The sequence below is a fragment of the Lysobacter sp. HA18 genome, from assembly GCF_054057595.1.
The window spans coordinates 138,554-158,942 of the sequence record NZ_JBSRZL010000001.1; the positions used below are offsets into that span (position 1 = coordinate 138,554).

Annotated in this window: 22 protein-coding genes and 1 pseudogene; 16 read left to right on the forward strand and 7 right to left on the reverse strand. The window is 67.9% G+C overall.

The window, feature by feature from the left end:
- Window positions 1–30: 30 nt before the first annotated feature.
- The 3 genes from ACVWWW_RS00600 (at window position 31) to ACVWWW_RS00610 (ending at window position 1,674) form a co-directional block, all read left to right on the forward strand.
- Window positions 31–333 carry a LysM peptidoglycan-binding domain-containing protein gene (locus tag ACVWWW_RS00600; protein WP_027083705.1) on the forward strand — a complete coding sequence of 101 codons (303 nt, stop codon included), beginning with the start codon at window positions 31–33 and terminating at the stop codon, window positions 331–333.
- Between the two features lie 12 nt (window positions 334–345).
- Window positions 346–864: a hypothetical protein gene (locus ACVWWW_RS00605; protein WP_036142193.1), complete on the forward strand. Its 519-nt coding sequence runs from the start codon at window positions 346–348 to the stop codon at window positions 862–864.
- A gap of 96 nt (window positions 865–960) precedes the next feature.
- Window positions 961–1,674: a UPF0149 family protein gene (locus ACVWWW_RS00610; protein ID WP_155914405.1), complete on the forward strand. Its 714-nt coding sequence runs from the start codon at window positions 961–963 to the stop codon at window positions 1,672–1,674.
- A gap of 88 nt (window positions 1,675–1,762) precedes the next feature.
- On the opposite strand, the gene ACVWWW_RS00615 is transcribed toward ACVWWW_RS00610, so the two are convergent.
- Entirely contained in the window at window positions 1,763–2,149 is a 387-nt protein-coding gene (locus ACVWWW_RS00615) for a hypothetical protein (RefSeq protein ID WP_155914403.1), read from the reverse strand.
- Between the two features lie 207 nt (window positions 2,150–2,356).
- On the opposite strand from ACVWWW_RS00615, the gene ACVWWW_RS00620 reads away from it, so the two are divergent.
- The 4 genes from ACVWWW_RS00620 to ACVWWW_RS00635 all read left to right on the forward strand — a co-directional run bounded on the left by ACVWWW_RS00620 (window position 2,357) and on the right by ACVWWW_RS00635 (window position 5,227).
- Window positions 2,357–4,156, forward strand: a complete 1,800-nt coding sequence (locus ACVWWW_RS00620; protein WP_027083701.1) for a DUF885 domain-containing protein — start codon at window positions 2,357–2,359, stop codon at window positions 4,154–4,156.
- 187 nt (window positions 4,157–4,343) lie between these two features.
- Window positions 4,344–4,706, forward strand: a complete 363-nt coding sequence (locus tag ACVWWW_RS00625; protein WP_051235380.1) for a hypothetical protein — start codon at window positions 4,344–4,346, stop codon at window positions 4,704–4,706.
- Window positions 4,703–4,960, forward strand: coding sequence for a DUF5985 family protein (locus ACVWWW_RS00630; RefSeq protein ID WP_027083699.1), 258 nt, complete (start codon window positions 4,703–4,705; stop codon window positions 4,958–4,960). Before ACVWWW_RS00625 ends, ACVWWW_RS00630 begins: the two co-directional genes overlap by 4 nt.
- Window positions 4,961–5,227 (forward strand): DUF5985 family protein, encoded by a 267-nt coding sequence (locus tag ACVWWW_RS00635; RefSeq protein WP_027083698.1) that lies wholly within the window; start codon window positions 4,961–4,963, stop codon window positions 5,225–5,227.
- Here the strand turns inward: ACVWWW_RS00635 and ACVWWW_RS00640 are convergent.
- Both ACVWWW_RS00640 and ACVWWW_RS00645 read right to left on the reverse strand, forming a co-directional pair.
- A complete protein-coding gene (locus ACVWWW_RS00640; protein WP_027083697.1) occupies window positions 5,224–5,847 on the reverse strand; it encodes a 2-hydroxychromene-2-carboxylate isomerase in 624 nt (207 codons plus the stop codon). The genes ACVWWW_RS00635 and ACVWWW_RS00640 overlap by 4 nt on opposite strands.
- A gap of 27 nt (window positions 5,848–5,874) precedes the next feature.
- Window positions 5,875–6,153 (reverse strand): hypothetical protein, encoded by a 279-nt coding sequence (locus ACVWWW_RS00645; protein WP_155914401.1) that lies wholly within the window; start codon window positions 6,151–6,153, stop codon window positions 5,875–5,877.
- Between the two features lie 148 nt (window positions 6,154–6,301).
- Between ACVWWW_RS00645 and ACVWWW_RS00650 the strand changes: the two genes are divergently transcribed.
- Window positions 6,302–10,438 (forward strand): CheR family methyltransferase, encoded by a 4,137-nt coding sequence (locus ACVWWW_RS00650; protein ID WP_027083695.1) that lies wholly within the window; start codon window positions 6,302–6,304, stop codon window positions 10,436–10,438.
- Window positions 10,439–10,477: 39 nt separating this feature from the next.
- Here ACVWWW_RS00650 and ACVWWW_RS00655 read toward each other — a convergent pair whose 3' ends face one another.
- The gene (locus ACVWWW_RS00655) at window positions 10,478–11,596 is read right to left on the reverse strand and encodes a Trm112 family protein (protein ID WP_051235378.1); all 1,119 of its coding nucleotides are present in this window, start codon (window positions 11,594–11,596) and stop codon (window positions 10,478–10,480) included.
- Between the two features lie 3 nt (window positions 11,597–11,599).
- Entirely contained in the window at window positions 11,600–12,649 is a 1,050-nt protein-coding gene (locus ACVWWW_RS00660; RefSeq protein WP_027083694.1) for an SPFH and helix-turn-helix domain-containing protein, read from the reverse strand.
- A gap of 94 nt (window positions 12,650–12,743) precedes the next feature.
- On the opposite strand from ACVWWW_RS00660, the gene ACVWWW_RS00665 reads away from it, so the two are divergent.
- From ACVWWW_RS00665 to ACVWWW_RS00675, 3 genes are all read left to right on the forward strand, one after another.
- Window positions 12,744–13,424, forward strand: a complete 681-nt coding sequence (locus ACVWWW_RS00665) for an XAC2610-related protein (protein ID WP_051235376.1) — start codon at window positions 12,744–12,746, stop codon at window positions 13,422–13,424.
- A gap of 42 nt (window positions 13,425–13,466) precedes the next feature.
- A complete protein-coding gene (locus ACVWWW_RS00670; protein ID WP_027083693.1) occupies window positions 13,467–13,832 on the forward strand; it encodes a YkgJ family cysteine cluster protein in 366 nt (121 codons plus the stop codon).
- 159 nt (window positions 13,833–13,991) lie between these two features.
- On the forward strand, window positions 13,992–16,220 hold the full coding sequence (locus ACVWWW_RS00675; protein WP_027083692.1) for an NADP-dependent isocitrate dehydrogenase: 2,229 nt from the start codon (window positions 13,992–13,994) through the stop codon (window positions 16,218–16,220).
- A gap of 61 nt (window positions 16,221–16,281) precedes the next feature.
- Here ACVWWW_RS00675 and ACVWWW_RS00680 read toward each other — a convergent pair whose 3' ends face one another.
- Complete coding sequence (locus tag ACVWWW_RS00680) at window positions 16,282–16,500, reverse strand: hypothetical protein (protein ID WP_155914399.1); 219 nt, start codon at window positions 16,498–16,500, stop codon at window positions 16,282–16,284.
- Between the two features lie 111 nt (window positions 16,501–16,611).
- On the opposite strand from ACVWWW_RS00680, the gene ACVWWW_RS00685 reads away from it, so the two are divergent.
- The 5 genes and pseudogenes from ACVWWW_RS00685 to ACVWWW_RS00705 all read left to right on the forward strand — a co-directional run bounded on the left by ACVWWW_RS00685 (window position 16,612) and on the right by ACVWWW_RS00705 (window position 19,792).
- On the forward strand, window positions 16,612–17,457 hold the full coding sequence (locus tag ACVWWW_RS00685) for a class I SAM-dependent methyltransferase (protein WP_036142191.1): 846 nt from the start codon (window positions 16,612–16,614) through the stop codon (window positions 17,455–17,457).
- Window positions 17,450–18,046, forward strand: a complete 597-nt coding sequence (locus ACVWWW_RS00690) for a DUF7010 family protein (RefSeq protein ID WP_027083689.1) — start codon at window positions 17,450–17,452, stop codon at window positions 18,044–18,046. The genes ACVWWW_RS00685 and ACVWWW_RS00690 overlap by 8 nt, the downstream gene beginning before the upstream one ends.
- Window positions 18,040–18,576 (forward strand): pseudouridine synthase, encoded by a 537-nt coding sequence (locus ACVWWW_RS00695; RefSeq protein WP_027083688.1) that lies wholly within the window; start codon window positions 18,040–18,042, stop codon window positions 18,574–18,576. Before ACVWWW_RS00690 ends, ACVWWW_RS00695 begins: the two co-directional genes overlap by 7 nt.
- Before the next feature lie 129 nt (window positions 18,577–18,705).
- Window positions 18,706–18,921: pseudogene (locus tag ACVWWW_RS00700) on the forward strand (response regulator); the annotation flags it as partial.
- A 13-nt stretch (window positions 18,922–18,934) separates the two neighbouring features.
- Window positions 18,935–19,792, forward strand: a complete 858-nt coding sequence (locus ACVWWW_RS00705; RefSeq protein WP_456998611.1) for a hybrid sensor histidine kinase/response regulator — start codon at window positions 18,935–18,937, stop codon at window positions 19,790–19,792.
- Window positions 19,793–19,925: 133 nt separating this feature from the next.
- Here the strand turns inward: ACVWWW_RS00705 and ACVWWW_RS00710 are convergent, their stop codons facing one another.
- A complete protein-coding gene (locus tag ACVWWW_RS00710; RefSeq protein ID WP_051235374.1) occupies window positions 19,926–20,339 on the reverse strand; it encodes a hypothetical protein in 414 nt (137 codons plus the stop codon).
- Window positions 20,340–20,389: the final 50 nt, after the last annotated feature.

Below are 20,389 nucleotides of genomic sequence, written 5' to 3' on the forward strand. Positions count from 1 at the left end.
GGTGGCCGCGCCCTTCCACCGGCCATCGTCATGACTCCGCAGAATCCCGATTTTTCGAACGTGCGTTCGGGCACGTCGTCCGTGCCCGCGTCGCAGCCCGACTTCTCCAACGTGCAGAGCGGCACCAGCGCCGTGCAGGGCGGCGGTAGCACCGGCGAGCAGCACTACACCGTGCAGAAAGGCGACACGCTTTCGCACATCGCCAAGCACTTCTACGGCAAGGCCAGCCACTGGCACGCCATCTTCGAAGCCAATCGCGGCCAGCTCGACGATCCCGACCTGATCCGTCCCGGGCAGGTCCTCGTGATTCCCGCATCCGACAGCAAGGCCTGACAGGAGATGTCCATGACACCGATCACCCGACGCGCGCTCGTCGTCGCAATGATTACCGCCGCCACGCTCGTGGGCTGCAAGAAGCACGACGAAACGCCTGCAGCGACCACCGACACGACGCCCGCGGCCAGCACGCCGACGACCATGCCGGAACCGGCACCGATGCCGACCACCGCGACGCCCGCCGCATCGTCGAACGTCAGCGACCTGCAGCTCGGCACCGCAGTGGGCGCGGATAACCGCGTCGGCACCCCGGCCACCGCATTCGGTGTCAAGGACACGCTGTACGCGTCGGTCACCACGGCCGCGAACACGACCGGCAAGCTCGGCGCGCGCTGGACCTACCTGGGTTCGGACGGCAGCTCGGCGCCGACCGAAGTCGATTCGCAGACGAAAGACGTGAGCGGCGCGGCCTCGACCTCGCACGAGTTCCACGTCAGCAAGCCCGACGGCTGGCCGGCCGGCAAGTACCACGTCGACATCACGCTCGACGGCAGCGTCGTGCAGTCGCGCGACTTCGACGTCCGCTGATCCATCGCGATACCAGGCGCGGCTTCGGCCGCGCCTTTTTTCGTTTCCTCCACGGCGCGCACTACCATGGCGCCCCCGCCGTACCGAGTTCCGCCCATGAAAGTCGCCCCGCCGCTGTCCGACGAGCAGATCGAACGCCTGTCCGAACTGCTCGACCAACGCGCCGTGCCGTTCAAGGGCTTCAACCTCGAAGCACTCGACGGCTACCTCACCGCGCTCGCGCTGTCGCCCGAAGTGATCGCGTTCGACGAATGGGAAGCGCCGGTGTGGGGCAGCACGCCGCGATGGGCCGACGAGGACGAAGCACGCGACGTGCGCGCGCTGCTCGCCACGCATGCCGCCACCGCCGAACAGCGCGTGCGCTACGGCGACGACGACCTGCCGGACAGCTACGCGCCGCTGCTGTGGCTGCCGGAGAATCTCGAAGAACATGACGACGACGAACTCGACGTCGGCCGCGACTGGGCGCACGGCTTCTTCCGCGCCGTCGACCTGCGCGAAGCCGCATGGGAAAAGTGGCTCGACGACAACGACTGGATGGAAGAGATCTTCGACCTGATCGACCGCCTCGCCAGTGGCGAAGTCGCCGCCGAAGAACCCACCGACCCCGGCACGCCCATCTCGTACAAGGAACGCCTCGAGATCATCGCCAGCCTGCCCGGCATGCTCAACGACCTGCACCACCACCGCATCGAAGCACTGACCCCGCGCGAACCCATCCGCCGCGACGCGACACCGGAACGCAACGAACCGTGCCCGTGCGGGAGTGGGAAGAAGTACAAGAAGTGTTGCGGGGCGGCGAGCGCGTAGAGCGCGCCGTCGTCGTCTTATATCGGTAGCCCGATGCATCGGCGCCGGATCGCAATGCCCCTTCAATGCAGGCTCACGGGCCGCGGGGTTACCCGCTGATCGTTACCGGAGTCGCTGTGACCTTGCATCCAACGGGCCGACTTGGCAGCGCCACCGCGGATGCCACGGCGATCGACGGCCGCATGTCGTGATCGAAGCTCGATTCATGGTCCTCGACCATCCCATCGATCGCGACGTAAGGCTCGGGCCGCGCCGGCGTGGCGACGGCTTGGAGCGGTGCGGGGTTCTCGACGTCGTAGACGTCGCCCCATTGGCCGCAGCCGATGATGTGGTGGCGACCACCGACCACGACGTAGCGACCGGTGACGTGCTCCGCGTGCAGCGTCGCGATGTGCAACGGGCGCGGTTCGTGCGGGCCGGTCGCGCAGGCGGCGAGCATGCAGGCCGCGGTGATGCACAGAAGTCTGTTCTTCATGACGTTCTCCTCGGGCGGCGAACCGGTCGCCGGCCATGCGGCGCGCGAGCTTGACGTCGTCGCGCCGGGTCCATCATGCCGAAGCCGCGTGTCACCGCGCATCTCCCGACGTATGAATAGCGACGCGCACGGTCGCCGAACGCCACGGCCGGGCCCGTCGGCTCATCCGCCGCTTATGCTTGGCCTTTCCCGCCAGCCGGAGCCGCCATGCGTGCGTCGACCCTCGCCCTTGCCACCGTCCTCGTCCTGGCGGGTTGCCAGACTGCACCGATGAACACGTCATCGACGCCGCCGGCTACCGCGCCCGCGCAGAACGCCGACGCCCGCTTCAAGGCGGTCACCAGCGAATGGCTCGACGGCTGGATGCGGCTGAACCCGATCGCGGCGACGCAGCTCGGTGATCATCGTTTCGACGATCGCATCGACGACCTGTCGGCGAACGGTCGCCAGCAGCTCGTCGATTTCAGCCAGCAGCTGCTGACCAAGCTCGACGCGATCGACCGCACGCAGCTCTCGCGCGACAACCAGGTCGATGCGCTGATCCTGCGCAACCAGCTGCAGGGCGACATCTGGAACATGCAGACGTTCCAGAGCTGGGCGTGGGATCCGCAGGTGTACAGCGGCCTCGCCGGCGGTTCGATCTACAACCTGATGGCGCGCGAGTTCGCGCCGATGCCGCAGCGCCTGAAGTCGGCGACCGCGCGCATGGAGCAGCTGCCGGCGCTGTTCGCGCAGATGCGCGCCAACCTCGACCCGGCGCGCGTGCCGTCGATCCATGCCGAAACCGTCGCCAAGCAGAACGCCGGCGTGTTGCAGCTGGTCGATGAATTCATCACCCCGAATGCGGGGCAGCTGACCGGTGCGGATCGCACGCGCCTGGATGCCGCGGTCGCCAAGCTGCGCAAGGCTGTCGCCGAGCAGCAGACCTGGCTCGACAAGACGCTGGTGCCGAATGCGAAGGGCGACTTCCGCATCGGCGGCAAGCTCTACGACCAGAAGCTGCAGTTCGCGCTGATGTCGTCGCTGTCGCGGCAGGAGATCGGCGAACGCGCGAAGGCCGAACTGACGCGTGTGCGTGGCGAGATGTACGGCATCGCGCAGAAGGTGCTGGCCGGCAAGAAGGGCGCACCGCCGCTACCGGCGAACCCGACCGACGAGCAGCGCCAGAAGGCGATCGAAGCCGCGCTGGAACTCGCGTATCGCGACCATCCCTCGCGCGATGGCGTGGTCGACGCCGCGAAGTCCGCGCTCACGCAGGTCACGCAGTTCGTGCGCGACAAGAACCTGGTCAGCGTGCCCAACGATCCGGTCAAGATCATCCTGATGCCGGAGTTCCAGCGCGGCGTCGCGGTGGCGTACTGCGATTCGCCGGGCCCGCTCGACAAGGGTCTCGATACCTATTTCGCGATCTCGCCGATCCCGGACGACTGGACCAAGGAGCAGACCGAGTCGTTCCTGCGCGAATACAACTCGCGGATGATCCACCTGCTCACCATCCACGAAGCGATGCCGGGCCATTACCTGGAAGGCGCGTATTCCGCGCGTTATCCGTCGACGCTGCGCGGCGTGCTGCGCTCGGGCCTGTTCGCCGAAGGCTGGGCGGTCTACACCGAAAACCTGATGGCCACGAACGGCTACATGGGCGACGACCCGCTGTTCCGCCTCGTGCAGCTCAAGTTCTACCTGCGCACCATTGCCAACGCGATCCTCGACCAGGGCGTGCATGTCGACGGCTGGAGCCGCGAGCAGGCGATGCATCTGATGACGCACGACGCGTTCCAGCAGGAACGCGAGGCGGCGGGCAAGTGGGTGCGCACGCAGCTCAGCAGCGCGCAGCTGCCGACCTACTTCGTCGGCGTGCAGGAGCAGTACGACACGCGCAAGGCGGTGGAAGCCAAGCAGGGTGCGGCGTTCAACCTCAAGGCCTACCACGACCAGGTGCTGAGCTACGGCGCGCCGCCGGTGCGTTTCGTGCGCGAGATGATGCTCGACCAGCCGATCGAGTAAGCCTGCTTCGTTACGACATCGAAGGCCGACGGCGACATGCCGTCGGCCTTTTTTTTTTGAGAAGTTCGACGTCGACGCACCGTGTGAAATCGCGACACACACCGCGTCTTGCACGGAACCCGTTTCGCTTCAAGGGGTTGCGATGCGGTGCCATGCGGGCGAGCATCGCTGCATGGCGAGTGCAGTGATGGCGCCGGACCTCCGACGGTTCGTCGCCGCCAAGATCCATTCGGTTCCGATGCTCGAGGCGCTGCTTCTGCTGCGCTCCCGCGATGACGGGTGGGCGACCGGCGAACTCGCCGAACGCCTGTACCTACCGGAATCGAAGGTCGCGCAACTCGTGGCCGACCTCTGCCGCGAGCAGCTCGCGCGCATCGACGACGGCCGCGCGTTCTATGCGCCTGCAACGCAGGACATCGAACGACTCGTCGATACATTGGTCGCGACTTACAGCCGGCACGTGGTCGCGGTGACGGAACTGATCCATTCCGGCGTGGGCCGGCAGGCGCGCGACTTCGCCGATGCGTTCGTGTTGCGGAGAGACGAGTGAACGCGATCATCTACACGTTGTGCGCGCTCGCTGCGCTGCTGTGCACCGTGCTGCTCGGGTCGGCCGCGCGACGCGTGCGCTCGCGCATGCTGGTGTGGAGCGCGATCTGCTTCGGCCTGCTCACCGCGGCGAACGTCGTGCTCGTGCTGGATTTCCTCGTGTTTCCGGGCATCGCGCTGTGGCCGGTGCGGCAGGGCCTGTCGGTGCTCGCGCTCGGCGCGCTGATCTACGGCCTGATCATGGAGGAACGCTGAGTGCAGACGTTCATGCTCGGGATGATCTCGATGGGCTCGGCCGTGGCCGCGCTCCTTTTCCTGCGCTTCTGGCGCAGCGGCCGCGACCGCCTGTTCCTGTGGTTCGCCGCTGCGTTCGCTTGGGAAGCCGTGAACCGCGCCGTGTTCGCCTGGCAGGGCGCGCGCGACGAGGCGACCACGCCCTATCTCATCGCCCGGCTGGTGTTCTTCGCGCTGATCATCGTCGCCATCGTCGACAAGAACATGCGCGCGCGCCGGCAGCGCTAACGCCGCGACACGCCGACCGGCAGCGTCGCAACGCGCGACATCTCGCCCGATTCGAATGCATCGCGATCGCGCAGCCAGTCCTCGAACATCGCGGTCGCGTCCTCGCCCCAGAACACTTCGCCGTCGGCGGCGAGCGTCGGCACGCCGAACACGCCATCGGCGACGGCCGCATCGAAATTCGCCTGCAGCTGTGCCTTCACCTTCGCATCGGCAATCGCGGTCGCGGCATCGAGCCCAAGACGCTGCGCGACCGGCGCCAATGATTCCGCATCGTCACCGCGCCGGCCATCACGCCAGAGATGGTCGAAGATCGCGTCGATCGCCTCGTCGGTGCAGCCGGCGGCGATGCACAGCCGCAATGCGGCGAGCGGATTGAATGGATGCGCCGGCGGAAACCGCAGCGGTCGGCCCATCCGTCGCGCGCGCCAGACCACGTGCCGATACGTGAAGCGACGCTTGTCCGGCATTTCCACCGGGCCCTTGTGATCGAGCCGCTGCAGCAGGCCGGCGAACAGGATCGGCCGGTATTCGATGGCGTGTTGCCGCGCGAGTTCGCGCACGCGCGGGCGCTGCAGGTAGGCGAACGGCGAGATGAAATCGAAGTACCAGCGGATGGTCATGCGCAGCCCCGGAGGTGCGCCCGCTGTTCAGTGCGGCGGGCGGGCGGCTGGCTCGTGCGCGTCGGTGGGTGGCGCGACATCCAGCAGCCGGCACGAATCGTCCCACGCGCTGCGGCACTCGGCGAGTTCGGCGGCGGCTTCGTGATCGCGGCCGAGGTCGAGCAGCCGCTGCGCGAGCGCGGAATGCAGGCCGATGCGATTGACTGCATTGCGCAGCTCATGCAGCCACACATCGCGCGTGCACGAATGGCTGGTCGAGTTATCGACGGGACGAACGTCCATGAATTGCCCGCGGTCGTGGATCACGGCCTATCCAAACGCGCGACGCAGCGCGTTGCAAGCGGCCTTGGCGTGCCCGAATCCGAACGGATTCATGGTGGCGCGCGATGCCGGCGTCGCTGGTGCATGAGGCGGTGCCGGTTCATGATGGACGATCAGCCCAAACTGTCGACGCATGAACGCTGACACCGGAATGCCCAAGCCCGAAAGCGGGCGGCCCAGCCATCTGGACTTCCCGGTGGTGGGAATCGGCGCATCGGCCGGTGGGCTGGTCGCGCTGAAACAGTTCTTCGAAAACATGCCGGCGGAAACCGGCATGGCCTTCGTGATCGTGTTGCACCTGTCGCCCTCGCACGAGAGCAGCGCCGACCAGATCCTCGCGCGCTCCACGCGCATGCCGGTGCTGCAGGTGCGCGAGCCGGTGGCGATCAAGGCCAACCACGTCTACATCATCTCGCCGAAGAACGACCTGCGGATGGACGACGGCCAGCTGATCGTGACGCCGGCGCGCCGCGCGCGCGGCCAGCATGTCGCCATCGACCTGTTCTTCCGCACGCTCGGCGAGATCCATGCCGACCGGTCGATCGCGATCGTGCTGTCGGGTACCGGCGCCGACGGTTCGGTGGGCATCACCCGGGTCAAGGAGCACGGCGGCGTCACCTTCGCGCAGAGCCCCGACGACGCCGAATACGAAGACATGCCGCGCAACGCGATCGCGACGGACTTCGTCGACTTCGTGCTGCCGGTGGCGGAGATCCCGCAGAAGCTGGTCGACCTGTGGGAGAACGCGCAACGCATCGCGCTGCCGCCTGTGCCGGACATGGAGGCGCGGCCGTTGCCGGACGACCCGGACGTGCGCGCCTACAACGAGCAGGCGCTGCGCGAGGTCCTCGACCTGCTGGCCGCGCGCACCAGCCACGATTTCCGCCACTACAAGCGGGCGACGGTGCTGCGCCGCATCGAGCGGCGCCTGCAGGTCAACATGCTGCCCGACCTGCCGGCCTATCGCGACTACCTGCGCGCGACGCCGGACGAAACCTCGCGCCTGCTCGACGACATGCTGATCAGCGTGACGAACTTCTTCCGCGACCGCGAAGCGTTCGAGGCGCTTGAGCGCGACGTGATTCCGTCGCTGTTCGCCGAGCACGGTCCCGACGAGCAGGTGCGCGTCTGGGTGCCCGCCTGCGCGACCGGCGAGGAAGCGTATTCACTCGCGATGCTGCTGGCGGATCATTCCGCGACGCTCGCGAATCCCGCGGCGTACCAGGTGTTCGCCAGCGACATCGACGAACGCGGGCTGGCGATCGGCCGCGCGGGCGCGTATCCCGAATCGATCATCACGGACGTGCCGCCCGGCCGCCTGCGCCAGTACTTCACCAAGGAACCGCAGCGCTACCGCATCGCCAAGTCGATCCGCGACCGCGTGCTGTTCGCCCAGCACAACGTGCTGCGCGACCCGCCGTTCTCCAAGCTCGACCTGATTTCCTGCCGCAACCTGCTGATCTATCTCGACCGCGAGATCCAGGCGCGCCTGCTCGAGGTGTTCCATTTCGCGCTGCGTCGCGGCGGCCTGCTGTTCCTCGGCAGTTCGGAATCGGCCGATGCGGCGTCGCGGTATTTCGACGTGGTCGACAAGAAGAACCGCATCTACCGGGCGCGCGCGCTCGCGTTGACGCGCACGCCGAGCGCGGCGTTTCCGATCCATGCCGCCGAGCGGCGTCGCACGCCGCTGGATTCGCCCACGCCCACGCCCGAACGCCGCGGCTTCTCGTTCGCCGAAGTGCATCAGCGCGTGCTGGAGCATTACGCGCCGCCGAGCGTGATCGTCGACCGCGAATCGATCATCGTGCACATGTCCGACCGCGCGGGGCGTTTCCTGCAGTTCGGCGGCGGCGAGCCGTCGCACAACCTGCTGAAGGTGGTGCATCCGGAGCTGCGGCTGGAGCTGCGCACCGCGCTGTTCCAGGCCGTGCACACCGGCAAGAGCGTGGAAGCGCGGCGCGTCAAGATCGATCGCGGCGGCAAGCCGTTCTTCGTCAACATGGTGGCGCGTCCGTTCCGGGACCCGGATGCCGGCGGTGAATTCGTACTCGTGCTGTTCGACGAGGTCGAAGACACCATGAGCGCCGACCCGAGCATCACCGGCAGCGAGCGCGACGCGGTGATGCTGCACCTCGAAGAGGAACTGCATCGCACCAAGGAGCGCATGCAGGCGACGATCGAGCAGTCGGAAACCTCGAGCGAGGAGCTCAAGGCCTCGAACGAGGAACTGCAGGCGATCAACGAGGAACTGCGCTCGGCGACCGAAGAACTCGAGACCAGCAAGGAAGAACTGCAGTCGGTCAACGAAGAGCTCATCACGGTCAACTACGAGCTCAAGACCAAGGTCGAGGAGACCGCGAAGGTCAACGACGACCTGCGCAACTTCATCGCGTCCACCGACATCGCCACCGTGTTCGTCGACGCCGGCCTGCGCATCCGACGCTACACGCCGCGCGCCGAAGACATCTTCAACATCATCCCCGCGGATGTCGGCCGCTGTCTGCTCGACATCACGCATCGCTTGAATTACCCCGACCTCGCCGCCGACGCCACCGCCGCGTTCGAGGCGCTGATGCCGGTGGAACGCGAAGTGCGCAGCCAGGACGGCAAGCTGTTCGTCGCGCGCGCGCTGCCGTATCGCACCACCGAAAACCGCATCGACGGCGCGGTGCTCACCTTCGTCGACGTCACGCGCTTGCGAATGGCGCAGGAACGCGTCGACGTGGCCGAGGACCGCCTGCGCGACGTCGCGATCCACGGCGTGGAGCACGCGATGATCGTGTTCGACGCCACCGGCGTGATCACCGCCTGGAACGACGGCGCGCAGCGCATGTTCGGTTACGCGGCGGCGGAGATCGTGGGCGAGTCGGTCGGGCGCCTGAGCGTGCCCGACGACATGACGACCAACCATGCGCAGCGCATGCGTCGCGCCGATACGGAAGGCCATATCGAGGACGAGCACTGGTGCATGCGCAGCGACGGCACGCGCCTGCTCTGCCGCGCCTCGCTCACGCGCGTGCGCACCGAGCATTTCAACGGCTACGTGCAGGTGGTGTTCGACACCGCGCGCGGCCTCGCCGATGCCGAGCGTGCGCAGGCCGAACTCACCACCGCGCGCACGCAGCGCGCCAAGGCCGAGGCCGAGAGCGCGCTGAAGGACGACTTCCTCGCGGTCATGTCGCATGAACTCAAGAACCCGCTGAACCTGATCAGCGTGAACACCGAACTGGTCGCGCGTGCGCCGGAAGTGCGCGAAGCCGAGCTGGTGCAGCAGTCCATCGAAGGCATCCGCCGCGCCATCCGCGGGCAGACCAAGATCATCGACGACCTGCTCGACATGTCGCGCATCCGCACCGGCAAGTTGCAGCTGAGCGTGGGCGCGGTCGACATGGGCGCGCTGGTGGAGAACATCGTCGAGGTCGCGCGTGCCGACGTATCGAGTGCCGGCCTCGACATCGACTACGAGATCGGTGACGAACCGCCGCTGGTGCATGCGGATGCCTCGCGCCTGGAGCAGATCATCTGGAACCTGCTCGGCAACGCGATCAAGTTCACGCCGGCCGGCGGGCGCATCTGCATCGGCGTGCAGGCCGAGGCGCGCTTCTGCCGCCTGACCGTGCGCGATACCGGGCTGGGCATCGAACCGCACTTCCTGCCGCGCATCTTCGAGATGTTCGGCCAGGCGCCGGGCCGCGCGCTCAGCGGCAAGAGCGGGCTGGGCATCGGGCTGGCCGTGGTGCGCGAGATCGTGGTGCTGCACGGCGGCCGCATCGAGGCCGAATCCGCGGGCATCGGCCACGGCGCCACGTTCAACGTGTGGATGCCGCGCGTCATGCCGGCGCGCCGCCGCCCGCGTCGCGCGCTGCCGGTGCCGACCGCGCAACCGTGGCAGGGCCTGCGGCTTTTGATGGTCGACGACACCGCGGCGACGGTCGACGGCCTGTCGCGCCTGCTCGAACTGGAAGGCGCGACGGTGCTGCGCGCGTACAGCGGCGCCGAAGCCCTGGAGGTGCTCGACCGCGAGAAGGTCGACATCGTGCTGTCCGACCTCGGCATGCCGGAGATGGACGGCTACGAACTCGCGCGTCGCATCCGTGCCGACGAGCGCTTCGCCACGCTGCCGCTGGTCGCTCTGACCGGCTTCGCGCGCGAAAGCGATGTGCGCGAGTCGGTGACTGCCGGCTTCAATGCGCACATCGGCAAGCCGATCATGCTCGAAGCACTGGCGGACGCCGTCGCCCACGCGATGGAATCGCGCAGCCCGGCCTGAGGTTCGCGCCGCGCGGCATGGTCGCCGCGCGGTGTCGCGTCACTGCTGGCCGTTGAGCCAGATGTAGACGAAGAACGCGATCAATGCGGCGAGCACCGCGAATGTGATCTTGACCCAGCTGTAAGGCCGCTGCCCGGCGATCGTGCCGGTGTAGCCGTTGGCGAGCAGCTGGAAACTGCGCGCGCCATACGTGTAGCTCACCAGCCACACCGGCATCAGCACGTGCTTGAACGTGCGGCCGTGATACGTGGACTGCACCTGCAGGTTTCGCTGCGTGTCGCCCGGCACCGCCTGCTCGCAGAGCCGCCGCACCTCGAACTCCATGTTCGTCATGTTGAGGTCGGCGGCCAGGCGCAGGTCGACCTGGTAGCGCTCCACCGTCCAGCCGCGCACGAATTCCGGCGCGTAGGGCGTGAGGTCGGTGGTGGTGGGAAACGGCTGGATCTTTTCGAGCAGGTCGCGCTGCGCGCCTTCGCTGCCGGGCACGAGGTCGTCGTCGAAGAAATGATCGAGCTCGCCCGACGCCGGTTCCCAGCGCACGTGCTGCACCTGGCGCGTTTCGATACGACCGTTCCGCATCGTCTGCTCGGTCGTGTAGTAGTACGTGCCCGATTCCGCGGTCCATGCGGCGTGCACGTGCGCGTCGAACGTCCAGTACGGCAGGTAGATGCCGCGCAGCGTGTCGGTGAGCGCGGCGCGCTTGAGCCGGTTCGGTGCGAACCAGCGCGTGCCGTACCACTTGCGGATCGCGTCGCGCACTTCGGGTTCCGGAATGCGGAACGGCAGCAGGCTCTGCGGCGTGATCGCATCCTTCAGCGCGGTGTACGGCACGATCGCCGGCGAGCCGCAGAACGCGCAGCGTGCCGCGACCTTGTCGGCCTCGAACACGCTGATGGCCTTGCAGCTCTGGCACTGCACTTCGCGACGCGCATCGCCGTAGCCGCGTCCGCCGTCATCCGCTTTCGCCAGCGCATTGGCGAGGTCGAGTTCGACGATCGCGCCGGGCGTGGCGGTATCCGGCTTCCACGGCGCGACGGTGCCGCAGAACGGGCAGACCAGCGCCTGCTTCGCCGCGTTCCATTCGAGGTCGCCGCCGCATTCCGGGCAGGCGCGCTTGTCGAGCGTGGCGGACGCGTCCGGTGCGAGCGGCTCGGCCATCGATCAGGCGCCGCGCAGGTACTCGTCCAGCGACGCGCGCGCGATGCGGTACGCGTTGCCGATCTTGCGACCCTTGAGCTCGCCCTTGTCGATCGCGGCGATCACGTCTTCGGCCGACACGCCCAGCGCCTGCGCGGCCTGCTCGGGGGTGAGCACGTCGAGCGTCGGCGCGGCGGTCGTCGCTGCAGCCGCCGCGGCCGGCGCGTTCATGCCCTGCGCCATCTGCTGCGCCATCGCGAAACCGATCGCCATTTCCGCGGGCGCCGCCGCGACGCTGCCGGCGCCGGGCTGGCCCATGCCGGTGCCCATCTGGAACTTCACGTAGTCGTTGAGGTTGCCGACCGCCGCCATGCCCGAGCGCTTGTCGATGGCCTGCTCGACTTCCGGCGGCACCGACACGTTCTCGACCACGAACGAGCTGATCTCGATGCCGTACTTGCCCTGCATGATCGGGTTGACCACCGGCAGCAGCGCATCGCCGACTTCGCTGTAGCGCGTGGCGATGTCGAGCGCGGGAATCTTCGCGGTGGCCAGCGCTTCGGTGAACACGCTGACGATGCGCGAACGCATCGTGCCTTCGAACTCGTCGAGGCGGAAATTCTGGTCGGTGCCGGCGACTTCGCGCAGGAACTTCGGCGCATCGACGATGCGGAAGTCGTACGTGCCGAACGCGCGCAGCCGCACCAGGCCGAAGTCGGCGTCGCGCATCATCACCGGGTTCGCCGTGCCCCACTTGTTGCCGGTGAACGCGCGGGTGTTGAGGTAGTAGACGTCGCACTTGAACGGCGATTCGAAACCGTACTTCCAGCCGAGGATGCGCGACAGGATCGGGATGTTCTCGGTCTTGAGCGTGTGCTTGCCCGGGCCGAACAGGTCGGCGAACTGGCCGGCGGCGACGAACTGCACCAGCTGGCTGTCGCGCACGATCAGCTGCGCGCCGTTCTTGATTTCCTTGTCGTCGTCCGGGTAGCGGAACGACAGCGTGTCGCGCGAGTCGTCGGTCCACTCGATGATCTCGAGGGCCTGGCCCTTGATGAAATCCAGAACGCCCATGTGCCGCTCCCTGCCTGTGGCGCCCGCGCGCCGTCCGGGCCGATTCTAGGCATGCGTCGGCGACAATGGATGGCCCATTCGACGGACCGGCCCATTGCGCACACCGCTGATCGCCCTGCTGGCCACGCTGCCGCTGTTCGCGCACGCCGGCGACTACGTGCTGCGCGGCGTGTCGAAACAGTTCGACCTGACCGTGCACCCGCGCTTCGCCTGCAAGGACGCGAGTGACGTGGAATCGCCCTGCATCGGCCCGGCGACGCTGAGCTTCAAGCCGCACGGCGGTCGCGTAATCCCGGCGCTGCGCGTCGACACGCTCAAGCTCGACGTCGACGACCGCGGCGTCGCGCGCACCAACGACGCGACGATGTACGGCGAGCAGTCCATGCTCATCGCCGGTGATTTCAACTTCGACGGCCACGACGACCTCGCCCTGCGCACCGGCGACGACGGCTCCTACGGCGGTCCGACCTACGACGTCTTCGTGTTCGACGCCCGCAGCGGGCGCTTCGTCGAGGATGGCGCGCTGGGCTCGCTCACGCAGGAGACGCTCGGCATGTTCGAGGTCGACGCCAAGCGCCACCGCATCGGCACCTGGGCGAAAAGCGGCTGCTGCTGGCACGAGTACGTCGAATACACCAACGGTGCGAAGGGGTTGGTCGCCGTGTACCGCCGCACCGAGGACGCGACGCGCGACCCGATGACGATCACCGAGGAACGCCTCGACGCCCACGGCCGCTGGCACACGCGCCGCCACCGCGAGCCGGTGAAGGGTTGAGCCGTCGGCGATAATGGCCGCGCCTTTCCGCACCACGGCGCCATGGTCCATCCCTGCCTGTCCTGCGGCGCCTGCTGCGCCCACTTCCGCGTCGCCTTCCACTGGTCCGAGACCGACGACGCGCCCGGTGGCCTGACGCCTGCCGCGCTCACCGAACCCCTCGACCCGCACCGCGTCGTCATGCGCGGCACCTACGGCGGCGCTGCGATGCGGTGCACGTCATTGCGCGGCGTCGTCGGCGTGGCCAGCTCCTGCGGCATCTATGCGCAGCGGCCGTCGCCGTGTCGCGAGCTTCAGGCCAGCTGGGAACACGGCGCGCCGGTCGAGCAGTGCGATCGAGCACGCACCGCGCACGGCCTCGCGCCGCTTCGTGCCGAAGACTGGATCCGCACGGCCGCGCCTGCCTGAGCGGCCGTACGCCGTCGCACGGCGGCTTCGGCGGAATGCAGTCATGCCGTGATGTCTTTGCCGCGGTGGCGGGCGAGACGCGACAATGCGCGGTCCCGCGATGCCCGCATCGCCTCCGCACGCCGCGACCCGCGCGTGCCCGATCCCGCGAGTGCCTCCATGTCGAACACCCCGAAGATCATCTACACGCTGACCGACGAAGCGCCCTTCCTGGCCACGGCCTCGCTGCTGCCGATCGTGGAAGGCTTCGCGCGCAGCGCCGGCATCGCGGTGGAGACGCGCGACATCTCGCTGGCCGCGCGCATCCTCGCGCAGTTCCCGAAGGAACTCGGCGACAAGGCGGTGAAGGACGACCTCGCCGAACTCGGCCAGCTCGCGACCACGCCGGACGCGAACATCATCAAGCTGCCGAACATCTCGGCCTCGGTGCCGCAGCTCAAGGCCGCGATCAAGGAACTGCAGGCCAAGGGTTATTCGCTGCCCGATTACCCGGAAGAGCCGGCCAACGATGCCGAGCGCGACATCAAGGCGCGCTACGGCCGTGCGATGGGTTCGGCGGTGAACCCGGTGCTGCGCGAAGGCAATTCCGACCGCCGGGCGCCGGCGTCGGTGAAGGCGTACGCGCGCAAGCATCCTCATCGCATGGGCAAGTGGTCGAGCGAGTCGAAGTCGCACGTTGCGCACATGGACGGCGGTGATTTCTACGGCAGCGAGACGTCGACGACGGTCGCCAACGCGACCAACGTGCGCATCGAGTTCGTCGGCGCCGACGGCACCACGCGCGTGCTCAAGGAAAAGACGTCGCTGCAGGCCGGCGAAGTCATCGACACCGCATCGATGAACACCGCGAAGCTCGCGCAGTTCATCGACGCGCAGATCGACGACGCCAAGGCGCAGGGCGTGCTGTTCTCGCTGCACCTCAAGGCGACGATGATGAAGGTCAGCGACCCGATCATGTTCGGCGTCGCGGTGAAGCGCTTCTATCGCGAGGCGCTGGCGAAGCATGCCGACGCGCTTTCCCGCATCGGCTTCGACGCGAACAACGGCATCGGCGACCTGTACGCGCGCCTGCCGCAGCTCGACGACGCGACGCGCTCGGCGATCGAAGCCGATCTGCAGGCGGCGTATGCGAACCGCGCCGCGGTCGCGATGGTCAACTCGGACAAGGGCATCACCAACCTGCACGTGCCGTCTGATGTGATCGTCGACGCCTCGATGCCGGCGATGATCCGCGACAGCGGCGGCATGTGGAATGCAGAGGGCAAGCTGCAGGACGCGAAGGCGGTGATTCCGGATCGCTCGTACGCCGGCATCTACCAGGTGGTGATCGAGGACTGCAAGGCGAACGGCGCGTTCGACCCGTCGACCATGGGCAGCGTGCCGAACGTCGGCCTGATGGCGCAGAAGGCCGAGGAATACGGCTCGCACGACAAGACCTTTCAGCTCGACGCTGCGGGCACCGTGCGCGTGGTCGATACCGACGACAACGTGCTGCTGTCGCAGACCGTCGAAGCCGGCGACATCTTCCGCATGTGCCAGACCAAGGACGCGCCGATCCGCGACTGGGTGCAGCTCGCCGTCAACCGCGCGCGCCTGTCGAACACGCCGGCGGTGTTCTGGCTCGACGCCAACCGCGCGCACGATGCGCAGTTGATCGCGAAGGTCGAGCGTTATCTCGCCGAGCTCGACACGAAGGGTTTGGACATCCGCGTCCTGTCGCCCGTCGACGCGATGAAGTTCTCGCTCGAGCGCATCCGAAAGGGCCAGGACACGATCAGCGTCACCGGCAATGTGCTGCGCGACTACCTCACCGACCTGTTCCCGATCATGGAACTCGGCACGTCGGCGAAGATGCTGTCGATCGTGCCGCTCATGGCCGGCGGCGGCCTGTTCGAAACCGGCGCCGGCGGCAGCGCGCCCAAGCACGTGCAGCAGTTCGTCGAAGAGGACTACCTGCGCTGGGATTCGCTGGGCGAGTTCCTCGCGCTGGCGGCGTCGTTCGAGCATCTCGCCAACTTCGCCAAGAACCCGCGCGCGCAGGTGCTGGCCGACGCGCTGGACCGCGCGAACGCGCAGATCCTCGACAACAACCGCGGCCCGGCGCGCAAGGTCGGCGAGCTCGACAACCGCGGCAGCCACTTCTACCTCGCGCAGTACTGGGCGCAGGCGCTGGCCTCGCAGACGCAGGACGCCGAGCTCGCCGCGCGCTTCGCGCCGGTCGCGAAGGCGCTGACCGAAGGCGAAGCGCAGATCCTCAGGGAACTGGTCGACGTGCAGGGCCACGGCGTCGACATCGGCGGCTACTACAAGCCCGACATGGGCAAGCTCGCCACCGCGATGCGCCCGAGCGCGACGCTCAACGCGGTGATCGACGGCCTGCGCGGCTGACCCGCTCGCCGGGCGGGGCCTTCCCTTCCCCGCCCGGCGCTGCCCTCACTCGAAGCTGCCCTTACTCGAAGAAGTACTCCTCGAAGTCCTGGTCGACGCCGGGCGCGGGCAGCGCGTCGGCATCGTTGGCGGCGGTGGGGTTCGCGTCGTCGCGCACATTGCGGACGTTGCCGTAGCGGCGCGTCCACGCCAGGCCGGAGCTGAAAAGCGGGACCGGTGTCGGCTGGATGCCGGGGCTGCGGAAAAGATCCATGGCGGCGGTCTCGGTGTCGGGGGACACGTGCAGCCTCGCGCGCCGAGATGACACGACGATGCCGCGCGCGTTGCAGTTCGGCGGCGGCCGCCACGCGCTGCCGGTAAGCTCCGCGCACATCCCCTGCTGGAGCGACCCATGCGCACGATCCTGCTCGCCGCCGTCCTGTCGACCTCCGTCCTCGCGCTCGGCGCCACTGCCGCCACGAAGTCGCCCGAACCGAACGCGGCCATGTCCAGCGCGCTCGACACCGCCATCCACGGCAGCTGGCGCGACCCGAAGAACGCCGCGCGCGACGTCTACCGCCATCCCAAGCAGACGCTGACCTTCTTCGGCGTGCGCAACGACCAGACCGTCATCGAGATCACGCCGCCGCCGGGCTGGTACAGCGAGATCCTCGCGCCCTACCTGCGCGACAAGGGCCAGTACATCGCCGCGGTGGTCGACCCGGCATCGCAGCCCGACGAAAAGAACCGCACGTACTACGCGAAGAACCGCGACCAGCTGCAGCAGAAGTTCGACGCCGACAAGCCGCACTACGACCGCGCAAAGATCGTCGGCTTCGATCCGAAGGCGCCGGTGTTCGGCGCGCCGTCGTCCGCGGACGTCGTGCTGACCTTCCGCAACGTGCACAACTGGCGCATGGCCGGCACGGCGCCGCAGATGTTCAAGGCCTTCTTCGACGTGCTGAAGCCGGGCGGCACGCTGGGCGTGGTCGAACATCGCGCCAAGGCCGACGTCGGCGACGACGACAAGACCGGCTACGTCGGCCAGAAGCAGTTGATTGCGATGGCCGAGGCGGCGGGCTTCCACTTCGTCGGCAACAGCGAGGTCAACGCCAATCCACGCGACACCAAGGACTATCCGGGCGGCGTGTGGACGCTGCCGCCGACCAATTCGCACGATGCGAAGGACGACGCGAAGTACAAGGCGATCGGCGAGAGCGATCGCATGACGCTGCGCTTCGTCAAGCCGCATGCCTGATCCGTCGCCCGCATGGGCCACGCGCGTGCCGCTCGGTGCGGCGCGCTGGCGGCTCGTGCGGATCACGCGTCGCGGCGTCGGCATGACGCTCGCAAGTGCGGTGTTCTGGCTGGCGATGGCGGTAGTCGCCGCCTTCGCCGGATTGGATGCCGCGCGCATCGGCCTGTTCTTCGTGATCGGTGGCGTGCTGGTATATCCCGGCGGTTACCTGCTCAACCGGGTGTTCGGCGGCGACCTCACGGCGCGCGGCAGCGAGTTCCGCGGCATGGTCGGCGCGATCACCGGCGCGCAGATCCTGGGCTGGCCGCTGATCGTCGCGCTGCTGCTGGTGGACGCGCGGCTCGTCGCGTTCGCGCTGTCGGCGATGCTCGGCGCGCATTTCCTTCCCTATGGATGGCTGTATCGCGCGCCGGCGTATTACGCGCTCGGCGTCGCGGGCGCGGTGATCGGCGCGGCGCTGCAATGGGCGATGCCGCTGCACGCGAACGTTGCGATTCCGGCGTCGATGGCGGTGCTGTACGTCGCCACGGGCATCGCAGTACGGCGCCAGAACCGTCGCGAACAGGTCGACGCCGCATCGTCATGTTGATCGCGTTCAACAAGCCCTACGGCGTGCTCTGCCAGTTCACCGATCGCAGCACGCCGCCGCGGCCGACGCTCGCGGGCTTCGGCCTGCCGCCGGATGTGTACGCCGCGGGCCGGCTCGACCACGACAGCGAAGGCCTGCTGCTGCTCACCGACGACGGCGGCCTCGCGCATCGGCTCACCGATCCGCGCCACAAGCAACCCAAGACGTACTGGGTACAGGTCGAAGGCGATCCGCAGCCCGCGCAGATCGATGCGATGTGCCGGGGCGTAATGCTCAACGATGGACTCACGCGGCCGGCGCAGGCGCGTCGCATCGAAACGCCGACGCTGTGGCCGCGCGATCCGCCGGTGCGCTTTCGCAAGACGGTGCCGGACGCGTGGCTCGAGCTCGTCATCACCGAAGGCCGCAACCGGCAGGTGCGGCGCATGACTGCGGCGGTCGGGCTGCCGACGCTGCGACTGGTGCGCGCCGCGGTCGGCGAACATCGTGTCGACGACCTCGAACCGGGCACGTGGCGCCGCGTTTCGTGAGTGCGCGCAACGGCGCGCGGTGAATCGTTCACCGAGTCTGAATAGGCGCCACGGCATAAAACGGGGTCGTCTGTTAAGGTCGATGACTCCTGAATGCGCCACGGATGGGCGCAGACGTCGCGAGGGCGAATGGTCAGCACCACCGGTACTGCCGCGAGAATCCTGGTCGTCGACGACCAACCGGCGAACCTGCGCGTCGTCGGCATGCTGCTTTCGCGGCAGGGCTATCAGGTGGTGACCGCGGACAGCGGCCCAAAGGCGCTGGAGATCTGCGAGAACGAACCGCCGGATCTCGTACTGCTCGACATGATGATGCCCGGCATGGACGGCTTCCAGGTGATGGAAGAAATGCGCGCAGGTGCTGCGCCGGCCGAGTCTTCCCGTGGTGTTCGTCACCGCCGCGCAGGATCGCGACCTTCTGCTGCGCGCGTTCGATGCGGGCGCGGTCGACTACGTCACCAAACCCTTCCTGCCGGAAGAACTGCTCGCGCGCGTGTCCGCGCACGTCGGTTTGAAGCTCACGCGCGACCGCCTCGAGCGCGTGGCGCGCGAGCGCGAGGAACTGGTCAACCTCGTCGCGCACGACCTCAAGAATCCGCTCTCGTCGGTGCTGTTCGCCAGTGAGATGCTGATCACCGGCGCGACCAAGCCCGAGCGCGTGCCGCGCTACATGACGATGATCCACGAGAGCGCAACCGATGCGCTCGGCTACATCCGTCAGTACCTGGAAAGCACCGGTCGTCGCGACGATGACGCCGTTGCGCCAAGCGCATCGCTCACCGCGACGCTCGACTGGCTGGTGCAGCGCTACGAATACCAGTTGGAAGCGCGCGGCATCCGCGTCACCGCGCAGCGCCCGTCGCACGACGTGCATGTGCGCATCGACGAGCGCGTGCTGCGCCAGGTGAGCGAGAACCTCGTCACCAACGCGATGAAGTACGCGCCGGAAAGCGAGCTCACCATCGCCGCGCGTCCCGGTGCGCCCGGATACTGGCAGATGGTGGTCGAAGATCGCGGCCCGGGCATTCCCGCGCACAAGCAGCGCGAGCTGTTCAAGCCGTTCGTGCGCCTGCACGAGGGCGACGACGGCATTTCGTCGGGCCTCGGCCTGTCGCTCGCGAAGCAGATCATCCAGAAGGCCGGCGGCCAGCTCTGGTACGAAGACCGCAAGAATGGCGGCGCCCGTTTCGTGATCGAGCTGCCGCAGAGCGCGTAAGTCGCGCGTTGTCGACGACGCATCGTTGCGCTCGACTTTGCGTCGACCGCGCCTTTGACCGATCGCACAAACGAAGATGCCGCCGGAAGCCGGCGGCATCGACGGGTCGGCCCGGGCCGACCTCCGCTAAAACTCAGTGCTCGGTGCGCGGCTCGCTGCGCGAACGCGAACGGCTCGTCGACGCGCGGCGGGCGCCCGCGGTCCGACGCTTCGTACGCGTGGTGCTTGCCGTGGTGTCGGCGTCGCCGCTGCGTGCCTCGATGCGGCGCGAACGCCCTTCGATGGCATCGCCATTGCCGTTCTCGGCACGCTTGGCGCGACGACGGGCGGCGTACCAGAGCAGGCCGGCGCCGGCCAATGCCGCGCCGAATACGACCGGGTTGCGACGGACGACCTTCATGCCGACCTTCGACGCGCCCTTGAGTGCGCCGAGCTTCGCGCCGGCATCCAGCCACTCGCTCGCGCGCGGCGCCAGCTGGCCGATGCGATCGCCGGCGGTGCTTGCGAGGTCCATCATGCGTTCGGGGAGACGATCCAGCGTGCTCATGTGCGGTGTCCTGCGGGGAATCGACCGACAGTGTTGGCGTGAATTCGTCG

What these genes read in the sequence shown, in the direction of transcription:
- ACVWWW_RS00600 (WP_027083705.1), top strand. Translation starts at nt 31, where the DNA reads ATGACTCCGCAGAATCCCGATTTTTCGAACGTGCGTTCGGGCACGTCG.
- ACVWWW_RS00605 (WP_036142193.1), top strand. Translation starts at nt 346, where the DNA reads ATGACACCGATCACCCGACGCGCGCTCGTCGTCGCAATGATTACCGCC.
- ACVWWW_RS00610 (WP_155914405.1), top strand. Translation starts at nt 961, where the DNA reads ATGAAAGTCGCCCCGCCGCTGTCCGACGAGCAGATCGAACGCCTGTCC.
- ACVWWW_RS00615 (WP_155914403.1), bottom strand. Translation starts at nt 2,149, where the DNA reads ATGAAGAACAGACTTCTGTGCATCACCGCGGCCTGCATGCTCGCCGCC.
- ACVWWW_RS00620 (WP_027083701.1), top strand. Translation starts at nt 2,357, where the DNA reads ATGCGTGCGTCGACCCTCGCCCTTGCCACCGTCCTCGTCCTGGCGGGT.
- ACVWWW_RS00625 (WP_051235380.1), top strand. Translation starts at nt 4,344, where the DNA reads ATGGCGCCGGACCTCCGACGGTTCGTCGCCGCCAAGATCCATTCGGTT.
- ACVWWW_RS00640 (WP_027083697.1), bottom strand. Translation starts at nt 5,847, where the DNA reads ATGACCATCCGCTGGTACTTCGATTTCATCTCGCCGTTCGCCTACCTG.
- ACVWWW_RS00650 (WP_027083695.1), top strand. Translation starts at nt 6,302, where the DNA reads ATGAACGCTGACACCGGAATGCCCAAGCCCGAAAGCGGGCGGCCCAGC.
- ACVWWW_RS00655 (WP_051235378.1), bottom strand. Translation starts at nt 11,596, where the DNA reads ATGGCCGAGCCGCTCGCACCGGACGCGTCCGCCACGCTCGACAAGCGC.
- ACVWWW_RS00660 (WP_027083694.1), bottom strand. Translation starts at nt 12,649, where the DNA reads ATGGGCGTTCTGGATTTCATCAAGGGCCAGGCCCTCGAGATCATCGAG.
- ACVWWW_RS00670 (WP_027083693.1), top strand. Translation starts at nt 13,467, where the DNA reads ATGGTCCATCCCTGCCTGTCCTGCGGCGCCTGCTGCGCCCACTTCCGC.
- ACVWWW_RS00675 (WP_027083692.1), top strand. Translation starts at nt 13,992, where the DNA reads ATGTCGAACACCCCGAAGATCATCTACACGCTGACCGACGAAGCGCCC.
- ACVWWW_RS00685 (WP_036142191.1), top strand. Translation starts at nt 16,612, where the DNA reads ATGCGCACGATCCTGCTCGCCGCCGTCCTGTCGACCTCCGTCCTCGCG.
- ACVWWW_RS00690 (WP_027083689.1), top strand. Translation starts at nt 17,450, where the DNA reads ATGCCTGATCCGTCGCCCGCATGGGCCACGCGCGTGCCGCTCGGTGCG.
- ACVWWW_RS00695 (WP_027083688.1), top strand. Translation starts at nt 18,040, where the DNA reads ATGTTGATCGCGTTCAACAAGCCCTACGGCGTGCTCTGCCAGTTCACC.
- ACVWWW_RS00710 (WP_051235374.1), bottom strand. Translation starts at nt 20,339, where the DNA reads ATGAGCACGCTGGATCGTCTCCCCGAACGCATGATGGACCTCGCAAGC.